Raw genomic sequence first — 20836 nt, forward strand, 5'->3', positions numbered from 1 at the left:
AGTCTGTAATTAATTTCCATATTAATATGCCTGTAAAATATAATTCTGAATTTATGAAGACGTGTTTTAATATATAGAAATATCTGTGCAGCTTTTTGACCTCTGCGAAGTTGGTTGACTTTGATTTAGGTTATTTATGTATCACATAAATATTATTGCCGTTAACTTTAGTCAACGGCAATGAATACTTTTGATGCTATGATGGTTTATGTGGGTAACACAGATGCGGTTGCCGATTAGTTTCTAAAGATATATTTTGCCGATACATCCGGGCTTGTTCAATCGGATTAGAGGCGTAGCCTCGGCCAATCTTGTAGCCGCGGGTTTTAACTCGTGGAAAAAAACGAAGAAAACGATTGAGAGCCGTAGGTTCGATCCATATGAGCAACGCGTATATATCGTTTAAACAAATTTATACCCCAATATGTGCCGTGCCGATGGCACTCTTGTTGTGCTTGGCCAATCGTCCGCGGGTTGAAACCCGCGGCTACAATATGTGCCGGGCCGATGGCCCTTAGGAAGAGTCATGTAGAAGCTAATTGAGATCGAACACCCGGTAATTTTACTTACCCAGCGCAGCATCAAAATCAATAAAAAGGCCGTCTTTGCCTTCGGTATTATAACCGCCGCCTGCTATAATGCTTTGCCCGGTTATGCCCGGATTGTTCCCATGGCCAAGGGGCCACGAGCCTTTTGTATCAGCCACGCCGATGCCTGCGTATGAAGCGGCTTTAATTGCAAAATCGGTACAGTTATTCTTAGATAAATGATATTCAAGTCCATCGTAGCTTTTGGTGAGCAGCAGTATTTTATCAAACCTTTTTTTGGAGATAAACTTACCCATTACCTCGTCCCAGTTATGCCCGTTATCGTTTTTAAATGTGCCCGAGCAGGAAGGGTCAAGCGGCGTTGCCGAAAACAGGTTGTCTTTTTGAGGATAAAATCCAAACGATATGGAAACCGAGGTTGAATCGGTATTGTATTTTATAAGCGTAATAAAAGTATGCCCCGTATTAACTATCTTAAATATCCGTGGTTTACCGGGCACCGGCTGTTTTACATGAAATAACAGCGCATAAGCAACCGCCTTTTTGCCATCGTTAAAAGTGTTTACAATACGCTGGTAAGTAACCGCCTTGCTTTTCTCTTCGGCCTTATCATTTAATGCCAAAGGTTTTGGATCGTTTACAAATAACGAATCGTCTTTTGCGCTAATTGCCAGGTAACGTGTGCTAAGGCCCGAATCAGCACTCAGCGTATCTACCGATACAGAATCAACCACCGGCCTTATTTGCAAGGCTGGTTCTTTTGAATCTTTTTTATACTGCATGGTTTTAAAAAAGCATTTCATGGCCAGCGGGTACATGCGCAACCGGGCAAATACATTAGCCAGTTTGTAGTATATCTTAACCCTCGACCTATTATAATTTACTTCGTTCCCCGCAGTCGAAAACTCTTTTAAATAGCCCATCAGTGCCTTACGCTCCTGGCGGCTGTTTAAATGGGTTTCCATATTTTCCAGGAAATTGATGTTGCCTTCGGCCGGTACGCGTGTTTTATTAATTATTACAGATGCTTTATTTTCACCTGGTGACGACGCTTTTTTAACATCGTAATCAGTTATTACATCTGCCGATGTATCTGCCCGCATTGGCTTATAATGCACCGCGGCCGATAACTGGGCATGCAGGGGTATACTATATAAAAGATAACCTATAATGGTAAACGCTTTCAAACATTGCGCTATTCGATGGCTATTCATGAAAAGGAGCTTAGATGGATATTGTATTAACGTAATTTATTGGTAAACGGTATATGCGGCTTGCTTACCTGCAACAACAATAGTTGCTGCTACAACTTAAAAAATTAAAACATGTGGGCGTGTTTTTCATATCCGTTACAAACGTAATAACATTTTAAATAGTCTACAAATTTAGTAGAGTATTTATTTAACTTGCGGAGTTTTTTGGGTTTTGGTTTAAAATGACAATTACAGGATGAAAAAATATGCTTTAGTAACCGGCGCAAGTAAAGGTATTGGCAAGTCGATAGCCTGGCTATTGGCACAAAAAGGTTATAATTTATTGCTTGTTGCCCGCTCAGAGGCCGAATTGAATGCTTTATCCGTAGCTATCACATCAGCACATCATGTTGATGTGCACTATTACGCGGCCGATTTATCAAACGCGGACGCGGCTGCAGATATAGCCGCCTGGTTTGCCGGTTTATCTATACCACTATCTATACTGGTTAATAATGCGGGCTACGGCCAGTGGGGTAACTTTGATGAACTGCCACTACCAGGCCAAATGGCCATGATGAGGGTTAATATAGACGCAGTTGTTGAGTTATCGCATTATTTTATTCCGCTTTTAAAATTACAGCAACAAGCCTATATACTTAACGTAAGCAGCACTACAGCCTACCAGGCTGTGCCTACGATGGCTATTTACGCGGCTGCCAAAGTATTTGTTTTATCATTTAGCAGGGCTTTGCGCTACGAACTAAAAAACACTCCTGTATCTGTAAGTTGCCTGTGCCCTGGCCCTACCGATACCAACTTTGTGCACCGTGCAGGCATGGATGCCATAGCAGAACTGGCAGCCAAATTTAACATGAGTCCTGATGATGTAGCGGCCATAGGCATCGCCGGTATGTTTGCCACCAAAGCCGAGATTGTACCCGGCTTTTTAAATAAGCTATCGTCAACAGCGGCCAGGCACAGCCCAAAACGCCTTATTGAGCGTATAACGGCCGGTTTATATAAACGATAAAAATATTTTCAGGAAAATTTGTTTGATTAAACAATTTATCTACATTTGCATAGTCTATAAAATACATAGACATTATATACATTGAACAAAACACAACATAAAACCTTTGCATTCTCCATGCGAATGCCCTTTGCAAAAAGGGTGATGTGTAGCTGTTGTTGTTAATTATCACCGGCCCCAAGGCTCCCCATTTAAAAGTTGCTTAGCGCTTTTATCCAATTCAACATTTAATTATCTATTATTTTAACTACCCATTTTATGGCAGCGGTATATCAAAAATTCACCTTAGGCACAACAATTACGGCCGAACAACAAGCTTTTTTTAACCAGCATGGTTTCATCCATTTCACCAATTTTATTAAACCCGAAACCGTGGCCGATATCATCAAGGCATCTGAACAGGTACAGCAGCAATGGATAGATAATAAAGTAGAAAAGATAAACGGCGTCCCTGTTAAATATGGCAAGGATTTGGATGGATCGCCAATTGTACAGCGCTTCGCATTCATAAACCAACACCATACGGTGCTCAATGAATTTACGCATGACCCAAGGTTCCAGGTATTGTTAAACCTTATCGGCGAAGGTGCGCGGCTGGGCACCGAGGAAAAAGACGGAATGGTTTTTAACCATTATGTTAACGGCCCCGAAAGCAGCTTTACCAAAATGGGCTGGCACACCGATGGCCTCCGCGATATATTTCACGGGCAGCGTTTAAACCCGATGCTGAATGTAGGTATCCACCTGAGCACATTAAAACCCGAAAACGGAGGATTGCGCATTTTACCCGGCACCCACCGGCAGAATCTTTACCAGATGCTTTTCCGTAAAAAGTATTTCCTGGATCATGATACTGATGAAAATGAGGTAGCAATTACACCAAATGCCGGCGACCTGACCATACACGATGGCCGCTTATGGCACCGTGTGGCACAATCAACCATAACCGGCGAAGCAAGCAGGCGCATGGTAATATACATACCCATCATAGCGGGCAAATTCGAACCAAAAAATGCTGATAGCCCTACCGCATTTTATCAACGTTTTGCAGGAATTGTTAAATAAATTAAATTATGCTGATAGCCTTACTCACCGGTTACCTTATCCGTACAGGAAAAATAACCGTATTTAAAAACTTCATTAACAACAAGGTGCTTGCTAAAGTTTATGTACGTAGTACCATCAACTAAAAGCAAACACCCTGAGTTATTTTATCCTGCTGCTTTTTAAAGCTCCCTTACCCAGATATTGCGATAACTGATAGGTTCGCTTTTATCGCCATGGGCTTGTAGCTTAATAGGCTCGGCGCCATGCTTGCGGTACTCAGGCTGACCGATGTAAGGGGTATCTCCTTTCAGGATAGTATTGTTTTGTACCAGTACACCGTTATGCAAAACCGTGGCGCGGGCTGCCGATTTTAAGGTTCCATCCTCATTAAAGCGTGGGGCTGTCCAAATTACATCGTAGTACTGCCATTCGCCGGGTTTGCGGCAGGCATTTACCAAAGGTGGCGATTGTTTATACATGCTGCCGGCCTGGCCGTTTACATAGGTTGGGTTTTTATAATTATCTAATACCTGCAACTCGTAACCACCTGCACCCCAAGGCAAAGCGGCCAGGAAAATACCGCTGTTACCACGTGCCTGGCTGGTACCGGTAATGTTAGATGGAATGCGGTACTCAATATGCAATTGAAAATCTGTGAATTTCCTTTTAGTGCGGATATCGCCTACGCTTTTGTCAACCGTGATTGCATTATCAGCCACTATCCACTTATGGGCCGAGGTAGAATCGTTAAGGGCAACCCATTCGTCCAGGTTTTTGCCGCCGAACAAAACGATGGCATCAGATGGTGCTTCGCCCATTTTTTGGCCGGGTGTTACTACCGTGGGTACCGGTGTCCAGTATTCGGTATCCTCTGGTTTTCCCTTTTGCTGCGCATTTGCAACTATTGCCGAAACAGCTAATAAAGCTGATAATATGAAAACATTTTTCATTTTAAACTATTGATGATCTGTTTTAATAAATTATTTAGCCAGTGATTTAATCCAGAGCGCTATTTTCCGGGCCTCATCTTTAGGCACCTGCGGCATTGGTGGCATCGGTGTCGAATAATCGGGCCAGTGTTCTGGTTTGGGGTTGTGGATCAGTTGCACCAATTCGTTCACGCTGTACTTCTTTTTGGCCACGTCAACATACGCCGGGCCAACCTGGCGCTTATTCGCGTTATGGCACGATAAACAGGTGTTTTTTAGTAACAGCGGTTTTACCTCGTCATACGTAGGTACCGCGTTGGCCATAGCCAATGCTTTTGCACCGGCGCCTTTAGCTAAAGCACCCTTTTTAGCATCTGCTGTTGCCGTAGTTTTTACCGTTTTGGCCGAATTCAGGGTACTTACTCCCACCATCGAAAGCTTTTGCCCTTCGGGGATGTTGTTGAGTGTGTAATAAGCCGTTGGATGAACAAGATTAAAATAATTTTCCTTATCGCGCATGCCATCCAACGTAATAGTGTGGATGTAATACCTACGCAGGTTGTTTACAATTAACCTGGCCTTCATGCCGTCTTCCGATACTTTAACCCCTACAATAGGGCATTTTTCGGTATTCACCGGCGGGCTACCGTACACCGCCTGGTATTTATAGATGTAACTTTCTACCGAGTAAGAAGCGATATCTTCTGCTACCTTTTTATCAACCGGTTTGGTAAATTCAATCTCGAAACCATCAGGCATGGCACGGATGGCGCGCATCTCAAACGGTACCTTATTGTTCCATACCAAACGTTGCAGGCCCATAGTGGCCTCGCCTGCAGATCCCCAGCCACGGTTGGTTTCGCCGGCGGCTAATGAACCATCAGGTAACCATGCTAACCGCACAATGCCCGATTGAAAACCGCTGCGGAAAGCCCAGGCCGCGCCCTGGTACTGGCCGTTAACTTTTTCTAAAAAGATCCTGTCGACCATACTCTGGCCCTGGTCGCAAACCAACAACTGGCCGGCAAAGGGGCCAAAGGCATCTTCGGGAATTTTTACAATCTCGGAATTGGAGATACCTAATATCCCGTGAGGTAACCAAACCGTTGGCAAGGTTAGTTCCGGAATTTCCTTCTTCACTTCAAATTCTGTCCTGAATTTTTCATTGACGATATCCTGTGGTTTAAAAGGCTGGCCGTCTTTATCGAATTCGATGCGTGGTTTGTTTTTGGCGAAGAACTGCTCGGGCGTTAACTTCAGGGGCGAGTTTGGCAAATTCGTCCACACCAGGCTTGAGGGGTGGCCCATAAAAGCCCCTTTTTCTATCTTCATGATACTGCCCGATCCTACCCAGTCGCCCTGGTTATCGCTGTACCACAGTTCGCCATCAATCATACTGATACCGCAGGGCGAGCGGAAGCCCGCAGCCCATGGGGTAACGGTACCATCTTCCTTAATATTTAAAGCCCAGCCACGGTAAGGTACAAAGCTTTTGGGGTGCCACCAATCCGGCGGGAAGCCAAGGTTAAGGGTAACAAAGAATGAACCATCGGGTGCCAGTTTTGGCCCAAAGCTGTATTCGTGGTAATTGCCCGATAATGGCCAGGCATAAATGGTTTCAAATACATCGGCCTTGCCATCCATATTGGTATCCTGCAGTTTGGTTAACTCGCCGCGTTGTACCACGTATAAAGCACCGTCTTTCCAGGCCGCGCCCAAAACCTCGTGCAGGCCCGATGCAAATTTCCTGAAATACGGATGCTGGCCGGTGGGGTTCTCTACCATAAAAATATCGCCCCGGCGGGTGGTTACCGCCAAAGTGCCATTAGGCAGGGTGCACAAACCGCCAACTTCCAGTATAGTACCTTCGGGTGCGGGTACTTTCATGATCTTGAAAAAATCGTCTTCTTTAGGCGATTCGGCCTGGGCTAATGTGTATTGCGTATTGCTTAACAGCGCACCAACTATCAGTGTAGTAAATAAGCCGGCCCTGTTTATCATTTGTTTTAATGTGTATTTCATGATGACGGCTGCTTAAAAGATAATTGAATAGGTTAATTTTCCTTTGATAGGGATAATGAGCTCCTGCTTACCGCCCGCATCCCTAAGGACGGGTTTAGCCCCAGCAGCATCTTCTACTTTGATATAGTAAGATTTATCATCAACTATATATAATCCGTTACCCGCATCCTCAATATTGTTGCCGGTAGCCAGGTGCGCAAACAAGCCGTCAATCGGGTTTTGCAAAGAAATTTCGCGGTGGATGCCGTGGCCGCCTTCTATCACCGAACTGGCATCATTTACCATCGAACCATAAATGATATACCTGAAAGCGGGCTGATCATTAGCGTTCAGGATATAGCCTTTAGGCCGGTAACCTGTGCCGGCGGTATCTGCCGCCCAGGCAGCCTGCGGACCAGCCAGTTTTTCAATCCCCGGTACGGGTTTGCCCAGGTATTGTACCGAACCTGCTACGCGCGATGAGCCATCGCCCCTATCGTGCCACATTGGGGTGGCATCTAAAAAGCCGCCGCGCCATAGTTGTACTATCATCCCTTTATCCAGGTCGTAAGTGTAATGTACCTGTTCGGCACTGCCCACATTCACACCATGGGTAACGCGGACGCCGCCTGGCAGATCAGAAAAACTGCGCAAAATGGTATTTGATGAGGCATTAATAAGGATAGGATCAACCGGATCGTTATTACTTACGTTGGCATCAGTCAGCAGATATTCGCGGATACCGGGGCCCGAAACGGTTAAGCCTAAAGCAGGCTTGGCCCAATCAGCAGTTTTGGAATAGTACAAATCGAAAGCCTGATCGCCGGGCTGCAATTGGATTTTTCCATCGCCGCGGTTATTGGCTGATGCTATGGCATCATTGCCGCCGATACGTAAGGAGCCTTTGCCTCCCGGTACACTTAGTTTAAAAGTATACTGCCCGGCCTCGGTTATCTTCATGGTTCCTGTATAGTGGATTACAAAGTCGTTGTTTAGTTTACCTACATTTGATGATAATATGGTCGAATTTCCTTCGGCAACCGCCTTAACCTTAGCATCATTTGCTGCGGTGGCTGCACCTTTATAAATCGCATATTTTAGGTTAGATAAAACAGGTGGCGTTTTATCAAAACTGGTAATACTGATATTCCTGAAAGCTACCGCACCGTGATCGCCCTGTATACGCAGCGGACCAGCGGTTGTTTCCTTGCTGTCCATCGCACCGCGGGTTGGGCCTGCCAGCTCTGCATTATCCTGTATCAAAACACCGTTTAACCAAACGTAAATTACTTTGGCGTTACTTATCTTTTTGCCCTGTGCATCAAAGCGCGGAGCTTGAAACGAGATACGCATGTGCTGCCATAAGCCGGGAGCCCTGCTGGCATTTTGCCTTGGCGCGTGGCCATCATAGCCTTGCTGGCCGTCGGGCTTGCTATCGTCCCAACGCTCGTAAATGCCCCCATTATCGCCCGATTGGGGATTAACTTTACCCCAGCTATCCAGCAGCTGAATTTCGTACCGGCCCTGTAAATAGATGCCTGAGTTTGATCCTTTGGCCATCATATAATCCAGCTCCAGGTCCATATCGCCGTAATTAGCTTTAGTATAAAGGTCCTGGGCGCCTTTTTTGCCGGGCAGGTTAACCAATATGCCGGTACCATCTTTAGTGGTTAAAACTTCGTCTTTATCCAGGTCGGCTTGTGCGCCGGCAGCCAGTTTCCAGTTAGATGATGGCTCCCGGAAGGCCGAAAGATCGGTTAAAGGCACTGTGTTTTGTGCCATCAATTGATGGCAACCCAACAGGCAGCCCAACAACATAACCAGCTTTTTACCGCCAAGGGTTATAGGAGGATACTTGATACAATACATTTTATTTTAATTATAATTTGGTTTATGTGGCATAAGATGATTAAACCTTATACCCGTGCAATTTAATAAATTATACAATCGATTGCGGATTTATTTGAATAACTTGTTTGATACAAAATAAGTAGTGCATACATATCCTTTCCCGATTTCTAAAAGCATTAACCCGTTGTTATTTCGAACGAGGTACGGGGAGAAATCCTATACGATTTGCATCACGATAAGCCGTCGGAATGCAAGGCGTACAAGATTTCTCACCCTTTCCCCGCACTTCCCCACCCTTCAAGGGATTCGAAATGACATTGGGTGTAATTTGAAAACGCTGTTAGCTGATGCCCCCCTATTTCACCACCCTCTTATTCCCCCTATCATCAAAAACAACCACACTCTTCATTCCATCATCAACCTGTATAAACCTTGCAGATTGCGAAAGGAACGAGCTGCCGTAGTAAAACTCCTGCTTAGTTACCCTGCCATCAGCGTATTTGATGATAGCATAAGCATCCCGATCCTGTACCGCTATGGTTTTAACCTTTGTATTTTGTTTAAAAACTTTCAGGCTATCCTGGTTTTGGCTGGCAGCCAGCAGGATGTTGTTGCTTTTATCGCGTAACTGCACCAAGGCTTTGCCGTTACCGGGAATGTAAATACCGCTTTGCAAAATACTCATCGGTTTAAAACCGCCTTTTCCATCGCCCTTCAACATTAAGCCATTTAAGGCGTCGTAGCGCCCTACAGATGCATCGGAGCCATAATCGTTTCCATTCATCACCACATCCAGGTTGCCATCGCCATCAAAATCGCCGGTTTGCATGCCGTTGAGGACGGATACCTGGGCCTCTATTGGTAGGGGTATCAGCGTAAATTTGCCGTTGCCATCGTTGCGCAGGTAACATGATTTAAGCAGGTTGGCTTTGAGCCTTAAAGCACCGTTTAACTGCTCGGGCGTGAGCATATCCTGCAGGGTAGCGGTGGCAAATGATTTGTAGTTGGTATACTTCTTTTTCAGGCTGATCATTTGTTTCAGCTGGTCTTCCCTCCCGTGTAACGGAAACTCTTTCTTTTCGCCATTTACATCCGGGAAAAACACGGATGGGATGGTGCTGTATCCGCTGCCGTCAAAGTTTTTTGCGGTGATGTAAATCGGGTACTGGTCGCTGGCTTGCAGCAAGCTGTTTTGGCCAAGGTTGCCCACTATGTAATCAGTACGCCCGGTATGCCTGAAATCGCCACCGGTTATGGTGTTCCACATCCCCAATTTGTCGGCTACGCCCGATTTAAGGGTGATGTTCACAAATTTGCCATGATCGTTTTTCAGAAAAGTAATAGGCATCCATTCTCCGGCCATGACCAGGTCGGGCCAGCCGTCGTTGTCAAAGTCGGTGAATAAGGCGTCGCAAATAAGGCCCGCATTTTTTAATGCCGGGGCAACCTGGGCGGTAACATCGGTAAATTTGATGTGCCCGTTTTGGCTATCGTTCCTTAAAATAATGCTTGATACCGGCTGCGGGTATTTCCAAGGCTCAACCCTGCCCGATACAAACAGGTCAAGTTTGCCATCTTTATTATAATCGCAGGCGCGTACACACAGTTTGCTTGTAAAGTTTGTGGGCAAAGCATCGGTAGCTAAGGTAAAATTGCCCTTCCCATCGTTTAAATAAAGCCTGTCCTGGTATTCGGGGCTGTTCGCTGCCGTTTCGTACCCGGCGCCCGCCGCGTATAAATCCAGCTTGCCATCGCCATTGACGTCAAACAGCAGCAAGCCGCCATCTTTGTATTTACCCTGGCTTTGTGCCGGATTATTTTTAACCAGGTCGCGCTGGATGAATTTGCCATTGGCCTTTTGCAAAAATACTTGTGCCGGAAAATTGGAGTTGCCGCCTATCACCACATCGTCCAGCCCATTATTATCTACGTCGCCAACGGCCAAAGCCGGGCAGTATTCTGATAGTTTATGGGGTAAAAGTTTTTGAATATTGAAATCGATGAAGGTGGCATCCTTGCTTACGTAACCTATTCCCAAGGAGTCTGTAACCTCTTTAAACAGCGATTTGGTATAAAACTTAGGCAATATCGATGAATAATTACCTTTAGCATCTGCAATGTTTACGCTCAGTTTTTGATCAGCCTTTACATCGCGTAATACTTGTTTTTTGCCACCCGGCCATTTTATAACTACCGAATCTACCTTCCTAATAGTCCCTAAACCAAAATGGGCTATGGCCTGCACCGATGACAAATATCCCCGGTAAGGGTCGTGTTCATAAACCTGGTGTTTGCCTTTATCATAAAAAATTTCGGCCAGTGCACCCAGTCCGTTGATGTTATTTTTCTCGCCTTTAAAGGCTATCTGCAGGTAATGGCTGCTGTCTGATTTCGTTTTATCATCCCGTGATGTGTTGCGATATACCGATGCTTCATCGTTGATATTGTTCACCACCATATCCATAGTGCCATCATTATCCAGGTCGACGTAAACTGCACCATTTGAAAACGACGGTGTATTCAGTCCCCAGCTTTTACTTACATCATGAAAAGTAAGATCGCCGTTGTTTTGGAAGGCATAGTTAGGAATCTTGATCTGGGGGATTTGCTCCAGCACTTTTTTCTTCGGCACGGCTGCGTAGGCCTGGCTGCGATAAGTCATAAAATCACGGTCGGATACATCCTTGGGGAAACCGTTGGTTACAATTACATCGCGGAAGCCGTCATTGTTAAAATCTGTTACCAATGGCGTCCAGCTCCAGTCGGTTTGGGATAGGCCGCTCATGAAACCTACTTCGCTGAAGGCCGGGCTGCCAATGGCTCCGTTTTGCCCCAAACGCGGCCCCTGGTTAACCTGCAGTGTATTGCGCACGTATTGATACTGCGTTTTAAACATATCAAAAAGCTGGAAGGTTTGGTAGCTGTTGGCTCCCAGGATCATTTTTTTACGATAGTTGTCCTCCGGGTTCATGTCCAGCTCTATCACATCGGCCAGGCCATCGTTGTTTATGTCCACAATATCCTGCCCCATAGCGTTATAGGATGTATGTTTAAAATACTCCTTGGAGCGATCTGTAAACGTACCGTCGTGGTTATTGATGTACAGAATATTGCTGGATACAAAATCATCAGATACATAAATATCTTTCCAGCCATCACCGTTAATATCAACCGTGGTAGCCGCGTGACCAAAGCCATCTAAATTGATGCCGGCCTGTGCCGATACGTTATGAAAAACGGCATGGTGCAGCTTTTCGTCCCAGTCGTTACGGTACAACTGCCCGGTACTGCTATTGCTGGTACGGGTGGCTTTGCCAAAAACGTTGGGGTAATAGGCCGATGACGCGGTATTAACCGTGAGGTACATATCCAGGTCGCCATCATTGTCGTAATCAAAAAAGCTGGCCATGGTTGATTGTTTGGTCAGCTCCAGGCCATAGGCTTTTGCCTCATCTTTAAAATGAGGGATGCCATCCTTATCAAGCCCCTGGTTGATGTATAAAATATTTTTACGGCGCAACGAATCGGGATAAATGGTATTACAAACGTAAATATCCATCAGGCCATCGTTATTGATATCAACAACGGCAACGCCCCTGCCCCAGCGGCCCATGCCGTTTACACCGGCCACATCGGTAATGTCCTCGAATTTAAAATCGCCTTTATTCAGATAAAGCCGGTTTGATACCAGGTTGCCCGTAAAGTACAGGTCCTGTAAACCATCGTTATTAAAATCGCCTACGCCAACGCCGCCACCGTTATAAATATTGGTGAGGTCGATGGGGTTGATGGTATCGGTTTCTATAATCTGGTTATTAAAATGAATACCCGAATGCGACGAAGAAATTTGCTGAAACAACGTATGCTTTTTGCAGGAAAACAGGCATATCAACAATAAAAGCAGCACCGGGAAATGGATCTTATTCATATGGGGGATATTCAATTATTTGTTAACAAATGCCATTATCTTTTTAACCTCCTGCGGATATATGGCTATATGATGAGTATGCACAAAAAACCGTACAGGCGGGGCCTTATCGGCTGTTTGCACAGATATTACATTGGTAGTTAATTCGGGCATATGGCAGCTGATGCATTTACCTTTAAGCACACTGGCGCTCAGCTTATCTGTCATTTTGCAATAAACATGATTGGGCTTGTTATGGCAGCTGAGGCATTTTTGGGTAAATAAAATATCGTTGCCGCGCGTATTCTGGTGCGTATCGTGGCAGGTTGCGCAATCCATGGTACTGTTCATGTAGCATTTGCTGCTTTGTAATAACTGCAACTGCTTGCCATGCACATCTAAATGGCTGGTATCCAACGTGCGCTGAAATTCGGGAAGTTTATATTTGGCAAAGGTATCGCCGGGCATAAAACCAAATGTTGTTTTTAACAATGCCGTATGGATACCCGAGTGGCATACCGCGCACATATCCATCCTTTGCTCCCTGCTTAAATTTGCGTAGCGGGCTATAAATTTTGCCGTTTTAACACCAGGATTGTTTGCCTGAAAATCCACGTGCTGTGCACCGGGACCATGGCAGCGTTCGCAATCAATACCATATACCATGGTGCTTTTATCAAATTGCTCATCGCGGCTTAACTGCTGGTTTTGCTGGGGCAGCTCATCAACATACGAAACATGGCATTCCAGGCAACGCTTCCCTATCGACCGGTAGTTGACAAAATTAAATTGATAGCCAGGGCTGGTTGACCATTGCTCCTGTTTGTTGTAATAAGATAACGGCAACTGGTAAAGCTGGTTGTTTTTCCAGTATAAATAGCTTTCGCCTTTTACCCCGCCAAAAACAATATCAAAGCGGTTGCTTTGCTTAACCTTCCCATCCTGGTAAAGGGTTTGGTATAAGCCGCTATCGCGTTTCTCCATCACTATTTTTTGATTTTGGCTGATGTTAAACACGTTAAAGCCTGCTGCAAAACTGCCGTGTACTGTATTTGCCGATGCAGGGATTGACGCCATATAATGCGCAGTATGCAAGTACGAATCATAAAGCTTACCATGGCATTTAGCACAGGCTTTTGAACCGGCGTATAAAGGGCCGCGGGGATCGGCCAGTGCATTATTACTCCTAAGCTGGAAGTAAATGACTGCCAGCAGGGTAATTAATATGCTTGTTACTATTAGTATTTTCTTCATAACTGCGAGCCCCCGGCCCCCTCTAAATCTCCCCCGGTAGGGGAACTTTTAACCAGTTTCCCCGGTTAGTTACCGTGTATGCACTTCAAAGCCACATCGTTAATTAAAGAATGTCATTTCGAACGAACCAGGTCGGGTTTGAGCGCAGGTGTGAGGAGAAACTATCTCTTGAGCGATAGCGAAAAATCTTATACGCCCTGCATCACGACAATCATCTCGGAATACAGGGCGTATAAGATTTCTCTTTCGCCCTCCCACTCACGCCCCCCCTGCTCTATCGAAATGACATTTTTTAATTAATAAATAGGATAACGTTTGAATTTAAAAAGGCTTTCTCCTTCGGGAGAAAGCCAAAACAAGGAAACCAATTATATAAAAAACTTATTTTGTTTAATATATAACCCATTTATTAATAACCTGGGTTTTGTTTCAGGTTAGGGTTAAGCCCTATAGCGGTTTGCGGTATAGGCAATATATCGTGGTTTGCAGGTAACGATGTGCGCCAAACTCCATGCAGTTTTCCGTCGGCAGTTGGGCCGTAAGGATAAGGCTGCGGAGTTACAGTAGCATCGGTACCATAATTTTTTTGAATAAATGTAGCAGCCACACCCGGACCTGCCCTACGCAGCAGGTAAAACAACGAGTATTCACCCGTTAATTCGTGCCTGTACTCACTTAACACCATCTGCAATGGATCAGTGATAGGGGTAGTTGCTTTACCATCATAAGTAAGCCCATCCTGCATAACCGCAGGGGCCGAGCCACCAAAAGCCCTGTCTCTAACCAATTTCAAATCGGCCATGGCACCCGGAATATCGCCTGTACGCACTTTACACTCTGCTCTTGACAATAACACTTCGGCATAACGCATCAAGATCTGGTTTTGCGAACCAAATATGGTTGATGAACCGTTGGCACCTGTTAGGTTTGGATCGCGCCATTTTTTTGCACAATAGAAACCAGAACGGGTAAGGTCATCGCCGTACCATGGCTGCCTTAACGCACCGCAGGTATTAATGATGTTGCCATCATCGCCTACAAATGAGCCGTATTTTTGAGCCGAGTTATCTTTTGTTCCGTTTTTGAAACCGTCAATAACTACCTGGTAGCCTTTTATACCACCCCATTTGGCAATAATTCCTGGGCTGATGTTTTGATCGCCGGGACCAATGATGGTTGCATTTTTACGTAAATCGCCTGTTTGGTATGAGTATTCTAAACCTGGGTTACCATAATCATAACCAAAACCGCTTAACTCATGTGGCCAGCTAAAGTCATCAATCCATGCTACTTCGCCACCATTTTGCCAGCCGCCATCCCAGCTTTGTGAGCCCTGAATGTCAAACTGAATTTCAAATAACGATTCGTCGTTATTTTGATTGCTAAATTCATGTACATCAATGAATTTTGGCAATAAATGGTAATTGGCTGTCAATTCGGTATTGTTAAACGCGGTAAGTGCCTCGGCATATTTACCTAACCACATTTGCGCCGAACCTTCATAAGCGTAAGCCGCGCCCTTGGTAGCCCTACCCTTTTCGGTAGCCGGCAATACTGTTTTTGATTGCAGCAAGGTTTCAGCCTGTTTCATATCGGCTACAACCTGTGCAAATACTTCGGCCTGGGTGTTTCTTGGCGCCAAACCATTCGGGTTTGATTTTAACTCCAAAGGTACTCCGCCAAAGCTGCCGGCCAGGTAATAATAGCTCATCCCCCGTAAAAAGTAGGCTTCGCCTAATAAGCGGTTGCCTAATTCTGCGGTAACTACGCCTTTTGTTTTCGCAGTAGCAATAATTTCTAACGCCGAGTTTGCCCTGATGATATCAAAATAAGCGTTTTGCCAAAAGGTATATAAGGCACCAAAAGTCGGGCTGATGGTATAGTTGTTCCAGGCAATATCGCCACCATCATTAAACCAATCATGGCTGGTAAAATTGGCATAGTACCAGATTGATTTTTTCAGCAAATCGCTGTTTTGGTAACCATCGTAAATACTGTTTACCAACGCTACTACATCCTGCGATTTTTGAAACGTAGCATCAGCGTTTGATGCTGTTGTATTGGTTTGTGTTAAGAAATTCTTTTTACAGCTGAGCGGGATCAGCATAGCCCCACACAAGGCCGCTATAGTGAAATATTTTTTATTGATTTTCATATCATTAATTTTTTTGTCCTTGGTTAGAATACTACGTTTAAGCCGATAGTGTAAAACCTTGATGATGGATAAGTACCATTATCAACACCGTTTTGGGTTGGGTTAGCGTTTTGAGTGCCAATTTCGGGATCAAGACCAGTGTATTTGGTAATGGTGAACAGGTTTTGAGACGAAACATATACCCTGATTTTGGATAATGTAAGTTTCTTAACCAAATCCTGTGGTAACGAGTATCCAACCGTAACAGTTTTCAATTTCAGGAAACTACCATTTTCAATCCAGGCGCTTGATGGCAAAAGGTTACCGTAATCGGTATCATCATAATGTACCGCGGCATAACGGTTTGACGAGCGTGTAGGAGTCCAATAGTTATTGTAATACTGCTTGCTTACGTTTTCGATACTTACCGATCCTCTTTGTGCAAAGCTCTCGAGGTTACTTTCCTGGTAGTTCAAAATCTTGTTACCGTAAACACCGTAGAAATAGGCATTAAAATCCCACGATTTGTAAGACCCGCCAAGGTTAAACCCGCCAAAAAACTTAGGCTGCGGACTGCCAAGGGCTACCCTATCGTCGGCTGTTATTTTACCGCTGCCATCCACATCGGCATATAAACGGTCTCCAACGCCTGTAGTAGCTTTATAGTAAAAATCATTACCTTTTGCCTGTGCAGCTGAGTTTAAGGCCGTTAATTGAGCCTGGCTCTGGATAATTCCGATTGCTTTGTATCCATAAAACTCGCCAATTGGCTGGCCTATATAAGTCCTGGTAAATTCACTCCAGCCATCGCCTGTTAATCCAAGGCCACCAAAATTGGAGATTGCATTAGTACCAGAATATAAGCCTGTAAGTCTGTTTTTAATGAATGAAAGCGTTAAACCTAAATCAATGTGTACATCACTATTTACAGCGTGATTATAATTGAGGGCAAACTCCCAGCCTTTATTTACCATCGAGCCCACATTTGAAGGTAATGTATTATAACCTGTTTGTGGTGATGCCGCTATGTTTAACAGGAAATCTTTTGATTTTCTATTAAAATAATCAACAGTAAGGCTTAACTCGCCATTTAAAAACGACGCGTCCATACCAATGTCCGTTACATAATCAGTTTCCCATCTGATGTTATCATTTTCTGGCTGGATTGAAGCCACACCTGCCTGGTAAGTTCCGTTTGAGCCACCTACTTTACCAAAGGCATAACCAAGGTTGCCACTGGCTGTTGCAGAAGCGCCTGCAGAATATAATGATTGGTAGGTAAAGTCGCCTATGCCGTGCTGGTTACCCAACTCGCCATAGCTTCCTCTGAATTTTAAACCCGAAAGCCAGTTTACATTGGTAAGAAAAGATTCCTTTTTAACATTCCAGTTTACAGCACCTGAGTAAAAAGTACCATACTGATGGCCTGGCGCAAACTGCGATGAACCGTCTCTTCTAACCGTACCTGTTAAATAATACTTACTGGCGTAGTTGTATGCCAACCTCGCAAATTGCGAGGCGTAAGAACGTTTTACTTCGCCGTTGTTAACAGCACCATTGGTATTAGCATCCAATATAAGGTTGGTACCCTGGCTTAAGCTTTTAATAGTGTTGTTTGGCGGCGTAACACTACCACCTAAACTATTGTAATCGCTTTCCTGTTGAGATACACCCGCTACAAAATTGATGGTATGTGAGCCGAATGTTTTATCGTACGACAGGTAATTTTCCCACAACCAGTCAAAAGTGCTGTTGATATGCTGCGAATATAAAGCTGTACCCGATGCACCGGCAGCAGCGCCATACTGGTCAATTTTACGGCTATCTGAAGGCTGGAAGTAAGAACCGTTGTAGCCGGTATAAGTAATACCGCCGTTGGTTTTAAATTTAAGGCCGTCAAAAATAGTAGCTTCTAATGACGAGTTAACCAAAAAGTAGTTGTTTATATTTTTATACTGATTGGTCTCGATTGAATAGATTGGGTTGTTATTTTTGGCCACATAAGTGTAAATAGGGTTAAAAAAACCGTAGTTGCCATTAGCATCTTTTATCTGGCTGGTTAATTTATTACCGCCATCAAGTGTTGGTGGCAACTGGTTTATATTACCTAAATTACCGGTACCAAATGGGTTATTTAAATTTTGGTAAGAGTATTTGGCACTGGTTGCAGATTTAAGCCATTTTGTTGGCTGATAATCTAAATTTTCACCTACGGTGATCCTTTTAAAGTAAGAGCCCAGTACAATCCCTTTTTGATCATAATAACCTATAGATGTTGATGATTGTACTTTTTCGTTACCACCACGGATAGCCAAATCATAGTTTTGGGTTAATCCGCTACGGTAAATGGCATTTTGCCAATCGGCATTGGTTAATGACGATGGACTGGCCCAGTTGGCCAATGTTGTGAAGTGTTTGTTTGGGTCATTTGCGGCTACATCGTTGGCCAGGGTGGCAAACTGTTGGGCATTTAACAGATCGTACTGCTTAGGCTTGCTCTGAAACGCGTTGTAAGCGTTAAACTCCACCTGCGCGCCACCATCTTTTTTACCTTTTTTGGTGGTTACCATAACCACGCCATTGGCTGCCCTAACACCGTAAATAGCTGTTGCCGAAGCATCTTTCAGCACATCTATAGATGCAATATCGCTTGGGTTGATGTTATTGATACCGCCTGCATTTATTGGATAACCGTCTACCACATATAACGGTGTGTTACCGCCACTGGCCAGGCTACCTGTACCACGTATTAATACGGTAATGTTACTACCCGGCGAAGCATCGTTATTGGTAACCTGTACACCGGCAGCACGACCTTGCAAAGCCTGATCTAACGATGTAACGGGTACTTTTGCAATGGTTGCAGCGTTAACAGAACTAATTGCGCCGGTAACATCGCTGCGTTTGGCACTACCGTAACCCACAACAACTACCTCGTTAAGCGCTTTATTTTCGGGTGCTAATTTTATGTTTACGCTTGAATTGCTGCCAACTGCTACTTCCTGGCTGGTGTAGCCAATAAAGCTGAATATTAGTGTAGCATTGCTGCCTGCTGTAATTGAATAAGTACCTTCGGTATTGGTACTTGTTACGGCTGCGCCGCCTTTTACTTTAACGGTAACGCCCGGTATTGGCAGCCCGTCATCGGCTCCGGTTACCTTACCGGTAATTTTGCTTTGTGCATATCCAGACATACTTACCAGCATAAGTGCTAAGTTGATCCAGATTAAAGCCACAAACTTTTTGATGTGTAGTTTTCCTCTCATACATTAATTATTAGATTTTGAAAATTGGTTTGCGATCGAAGCGGTTCAGCTTTTTTCATGTCGGCAAAATTTCACCGAACCTTGATACCAAAACTATACAACCCGCACAATCGATTGTACTACTTATGTTTAAATTGATACAACAAATGTTACACACATTTAAACATATGATTATCAATTAGATAAACAGAATACTGAGTATTAATGGTCAAAAAAATATCATAAGCGCTAAGCCGATACAACTTTTGATACAGACATTAGAGCTGTAATTTGAGGCAAAACAGCGTTAAAATAGATTGGGAGATAAGTGTAGATTTCCGGGGGAAGGCCAGAGTGCGCATAACGGAGGGATCATTTATTAGCAACGGGTTGAAACCCGTTGCTAATAAATGTGTCAGGGCGAAACCCTAGGGGAAACTACAAGCGTAAAGCTTCACGAATTAAGGAAAAGGACCTGGTAATACTATTTATTCCGAGCTGGTGAAGCTGTCTAATTAAAAAGAGACCGTCATTGCGAGGTAGTTTAGTGCATTCGTTAAACTATATCCGTTGCGCGTCATAACATTTTTTTTCAGGTCTTACCTGATAGATACTCGCAATGACGATAGTTTAATCAAAATTAAAAAGTTTCTTAAGACCTTGGGCTAAAGACTTTCGACTTAAAAAATAGAGCTCTTTAAAAACGACTCAAGGCCGATGGCTTGATTTTTAGAATATTGCCTTGCTTATCAAAGTTCAGGCTATCTAAACAAAGCTCGCGCAATACATATTCTTTATTTTGTGGATGGATGCGGTGGTATAAAATATAGTATTGACCGTTTTGCTGAAAAACAGTATGATGACCCGGCCCGACTGTTGTACTATCGGGTGTGGTTGCCAGGATAGGATCATACTGGCCCTCTGTCCATGGCCCAAAAGGTGTTTTACTTACCGAATAGCGAACCTGGTAAGTAGCATCAATAGCCTTACCGTATGAATACATCAGGTAATACAAGCCGCCGCGCTTAACCATATGCGGGGCTTCAAAATAATGGGGTGGCGTAATATCCTTTGGTTCGCCATCAAAAGTGACCATATCTTTTTTAAGCTTTACTGCCATACAATGGCCATTTACCCATTTAAAGCCCGATCCCCAGTATAAATAGGCCTGCCCATCCTGGTCAATAAAGCAATCGGGATCGATATTATGAACCCCCGGGTATTTATTGCCTGCAACCAGGGGTGTATTGTCGGCCTTCGCATTTTTCCACGGGCCAAGCGGGTGGCTGCTTACCCCTACCCACAACTCGCTGCCGACTGCTACGTACAGGTAATACTTGCCATTGGCTGCCTTGCGGATAGAAGGCGCCCATACCATGGAATTATTGGACGTTGGGCTTGTACAGGCTTGTTTAGTTGGCCAGTTAATATGTTCTGTTTTAAAGGTCACAAAATCTTTGGTCACCAATACACCCAACTCGTTGCCTCCCCAGGGATCAATGGTTGCATAGATATAAAAAAGCCCTTTATCTTTAATTATAGTAGGATCGGCATAATAGCCCTTAACAACCGGGTTATTTATAGCCTTTGTTTGCGCGCCAGCTGTCAGCAAAAAACTAAAAAATAATGTTATCAGCAACGGCGTTTTAAATATCCTCATGAGGCGCAAATTAACAATTTTATCAATTACCGGT

General features: G+C 44.3%; 11 protein-coding genes. 2 read left to right on the forward strand and 9 right to left on the reverse strand.

What is annotated here, in order from left to right; translation table 11 throughout:
- Positions 1–562: 562 nt before the first annotated feature.
- Entirely contained in the window at positions 563–1762 is a 1200-nt protein-coding gene (locus AC1DV1_RS09055; RefSeq protein ID WP_477357790.1) for a hypothetical protein, read from the reverse strand.
- A gap of 235 nt (positions 1763–1997) precedes the next feature.
- Here AC1DV1_RS09055 and AC1DV1_RS09060 point away from each other — a divergent pair, with 235 nt between their 5' ends.
- Together AC1DV1_RS09060 and AC1DV1_RS09065 are read left to right on the forward strand one after the other, a co-directional pair.
- On the forward strand, positions 1998–2774 hold the full coding sequence (locus AC1DV1_RS09060; RefSeq protein WP_477357793.1) for an SDR family NAD(P)-dependent oxidoreductase: 777 nt from the start codon (positions 1998–2000) through the stop codon (positions 2772–2774).
- A gap of 258 nt (positions 2775–3032) precedes the next feature.
- Positions 3033–3839, forward strand: coding sequence for a phytanoyl-CoA dioxygenase family protein (locus AC1DV1_RS09065; RefSeq protein ID WP_477357796.1), 807 nt, complete (start codon positions 3033–3035; stop codon positions 3837–3839).
- Positions 3840–4000: 161 nt separating this feature from the next.
- Here the strand turns inward: AC1DV1_RS09065 and AC1DV1_RS09070 are convergent, their stop codons facing one another.
- From AC1DV1_RS09070 to AC1DV1_RS09105, 8 genes are all read right to left on the reverse strand, one after another.
- Positions 4001–4771 (reverse strand): 3-keto-disaccharide hydrolase, encoded by a 771-nt coding sequence (locus AC1DV1_RS09070; RefSeq protein ID WP_477357799.1) that lies wholly within the window; start codon positions 4769–4771, stop codon positions 4001–4003.
- Positions 4772–4801: 30 nt separating this feature from the next.
- Positions 4802–6772: a c-type cytochrome gene (locus AC1DV1_RS09075; protein ID WP_477357802.1), complete on the reverse strand. Its 1971-nt coding sequence runs from the start codon at positions 6770–6772 to the stop codon at positions 4802–4804.
- Positions 6773–6784: 12 nt separating this feature from the next.
- A complete protein-coding gene (locus AC1DV1_RS09080; protein ID WP_477357804.1) occupies positions 6785–8620 on the reverse strand; it encodes a 3-keto-disaccharide hydrolase in 1836 nt (611 codons plus the stop codon).
- 337 nt (positions 8621–8957) lie between these two features.
- Positions 8958–12530, reverse strand: a complete 3573-nt coding sequence (locus AC1DV1_RS09085; protein WP_477357807.1) for a VCBS repeat-containing protein — start codon at positions 12528–12530, stop codon at positions 8958–8960.
- 15 nt (positions 12531–12545) lie between these two features.
- Positions 12546–13763, reverse strand: coding sequence for a multiheme c-type cytochrome (locus AC1DV1_RS09090; protein ID WP_477357810.1), 1218 nt, complete (start codon positions 13761–13763; stop codon positions 12546–12548).
- 409 nt (positions 13764–14172) lie between these two features.
- Positions 14173–15918, reverse strand: coding sequence for a RagB/SusD family nutrient uptake outer membrane protein (locus AC1DV1_RS09095; RefSeq protein ID WP_477357812.1), 1746 nt, complete (start codon positions 15916–15918; stop codon positions 14173–14175).
- Positions 15919–15941: 23 nt separating this feature from the next.
- Positions 15942–19163 carry a SusC/RagA family TonB-linked outer membrane protein gene (locus AC1DV1_RS09100; protein WP_477357815.1) on the reverse strand — a complete coding sequence of 1074 codons (3222 nt, stop codon included), beginning with the start codon at positions 19161–19163 and terminating at the stop codon, positions 15942–15944.
- A 676-nt stretch (positions 19164–19839) separates the two neighbouring features.
- The gene (locus tag AC1DV1_RS09105) at positions 19840–20802 is read right to left on the reverse strand and encodes a family 43 glycosylhydrolase (protein WP_477357818.1); all 963 of its coding nucleotides are present in this window, start codon (positions 20800–20802) and stop codon (positions 19840–19842) included.
- Positions 20803–20836 lie beyond the last annotated feature (34 nt).

The sequence above is a fragment of the Mucilaginibacter sp. P4_D1 genome (assembly GCF_056401935.1).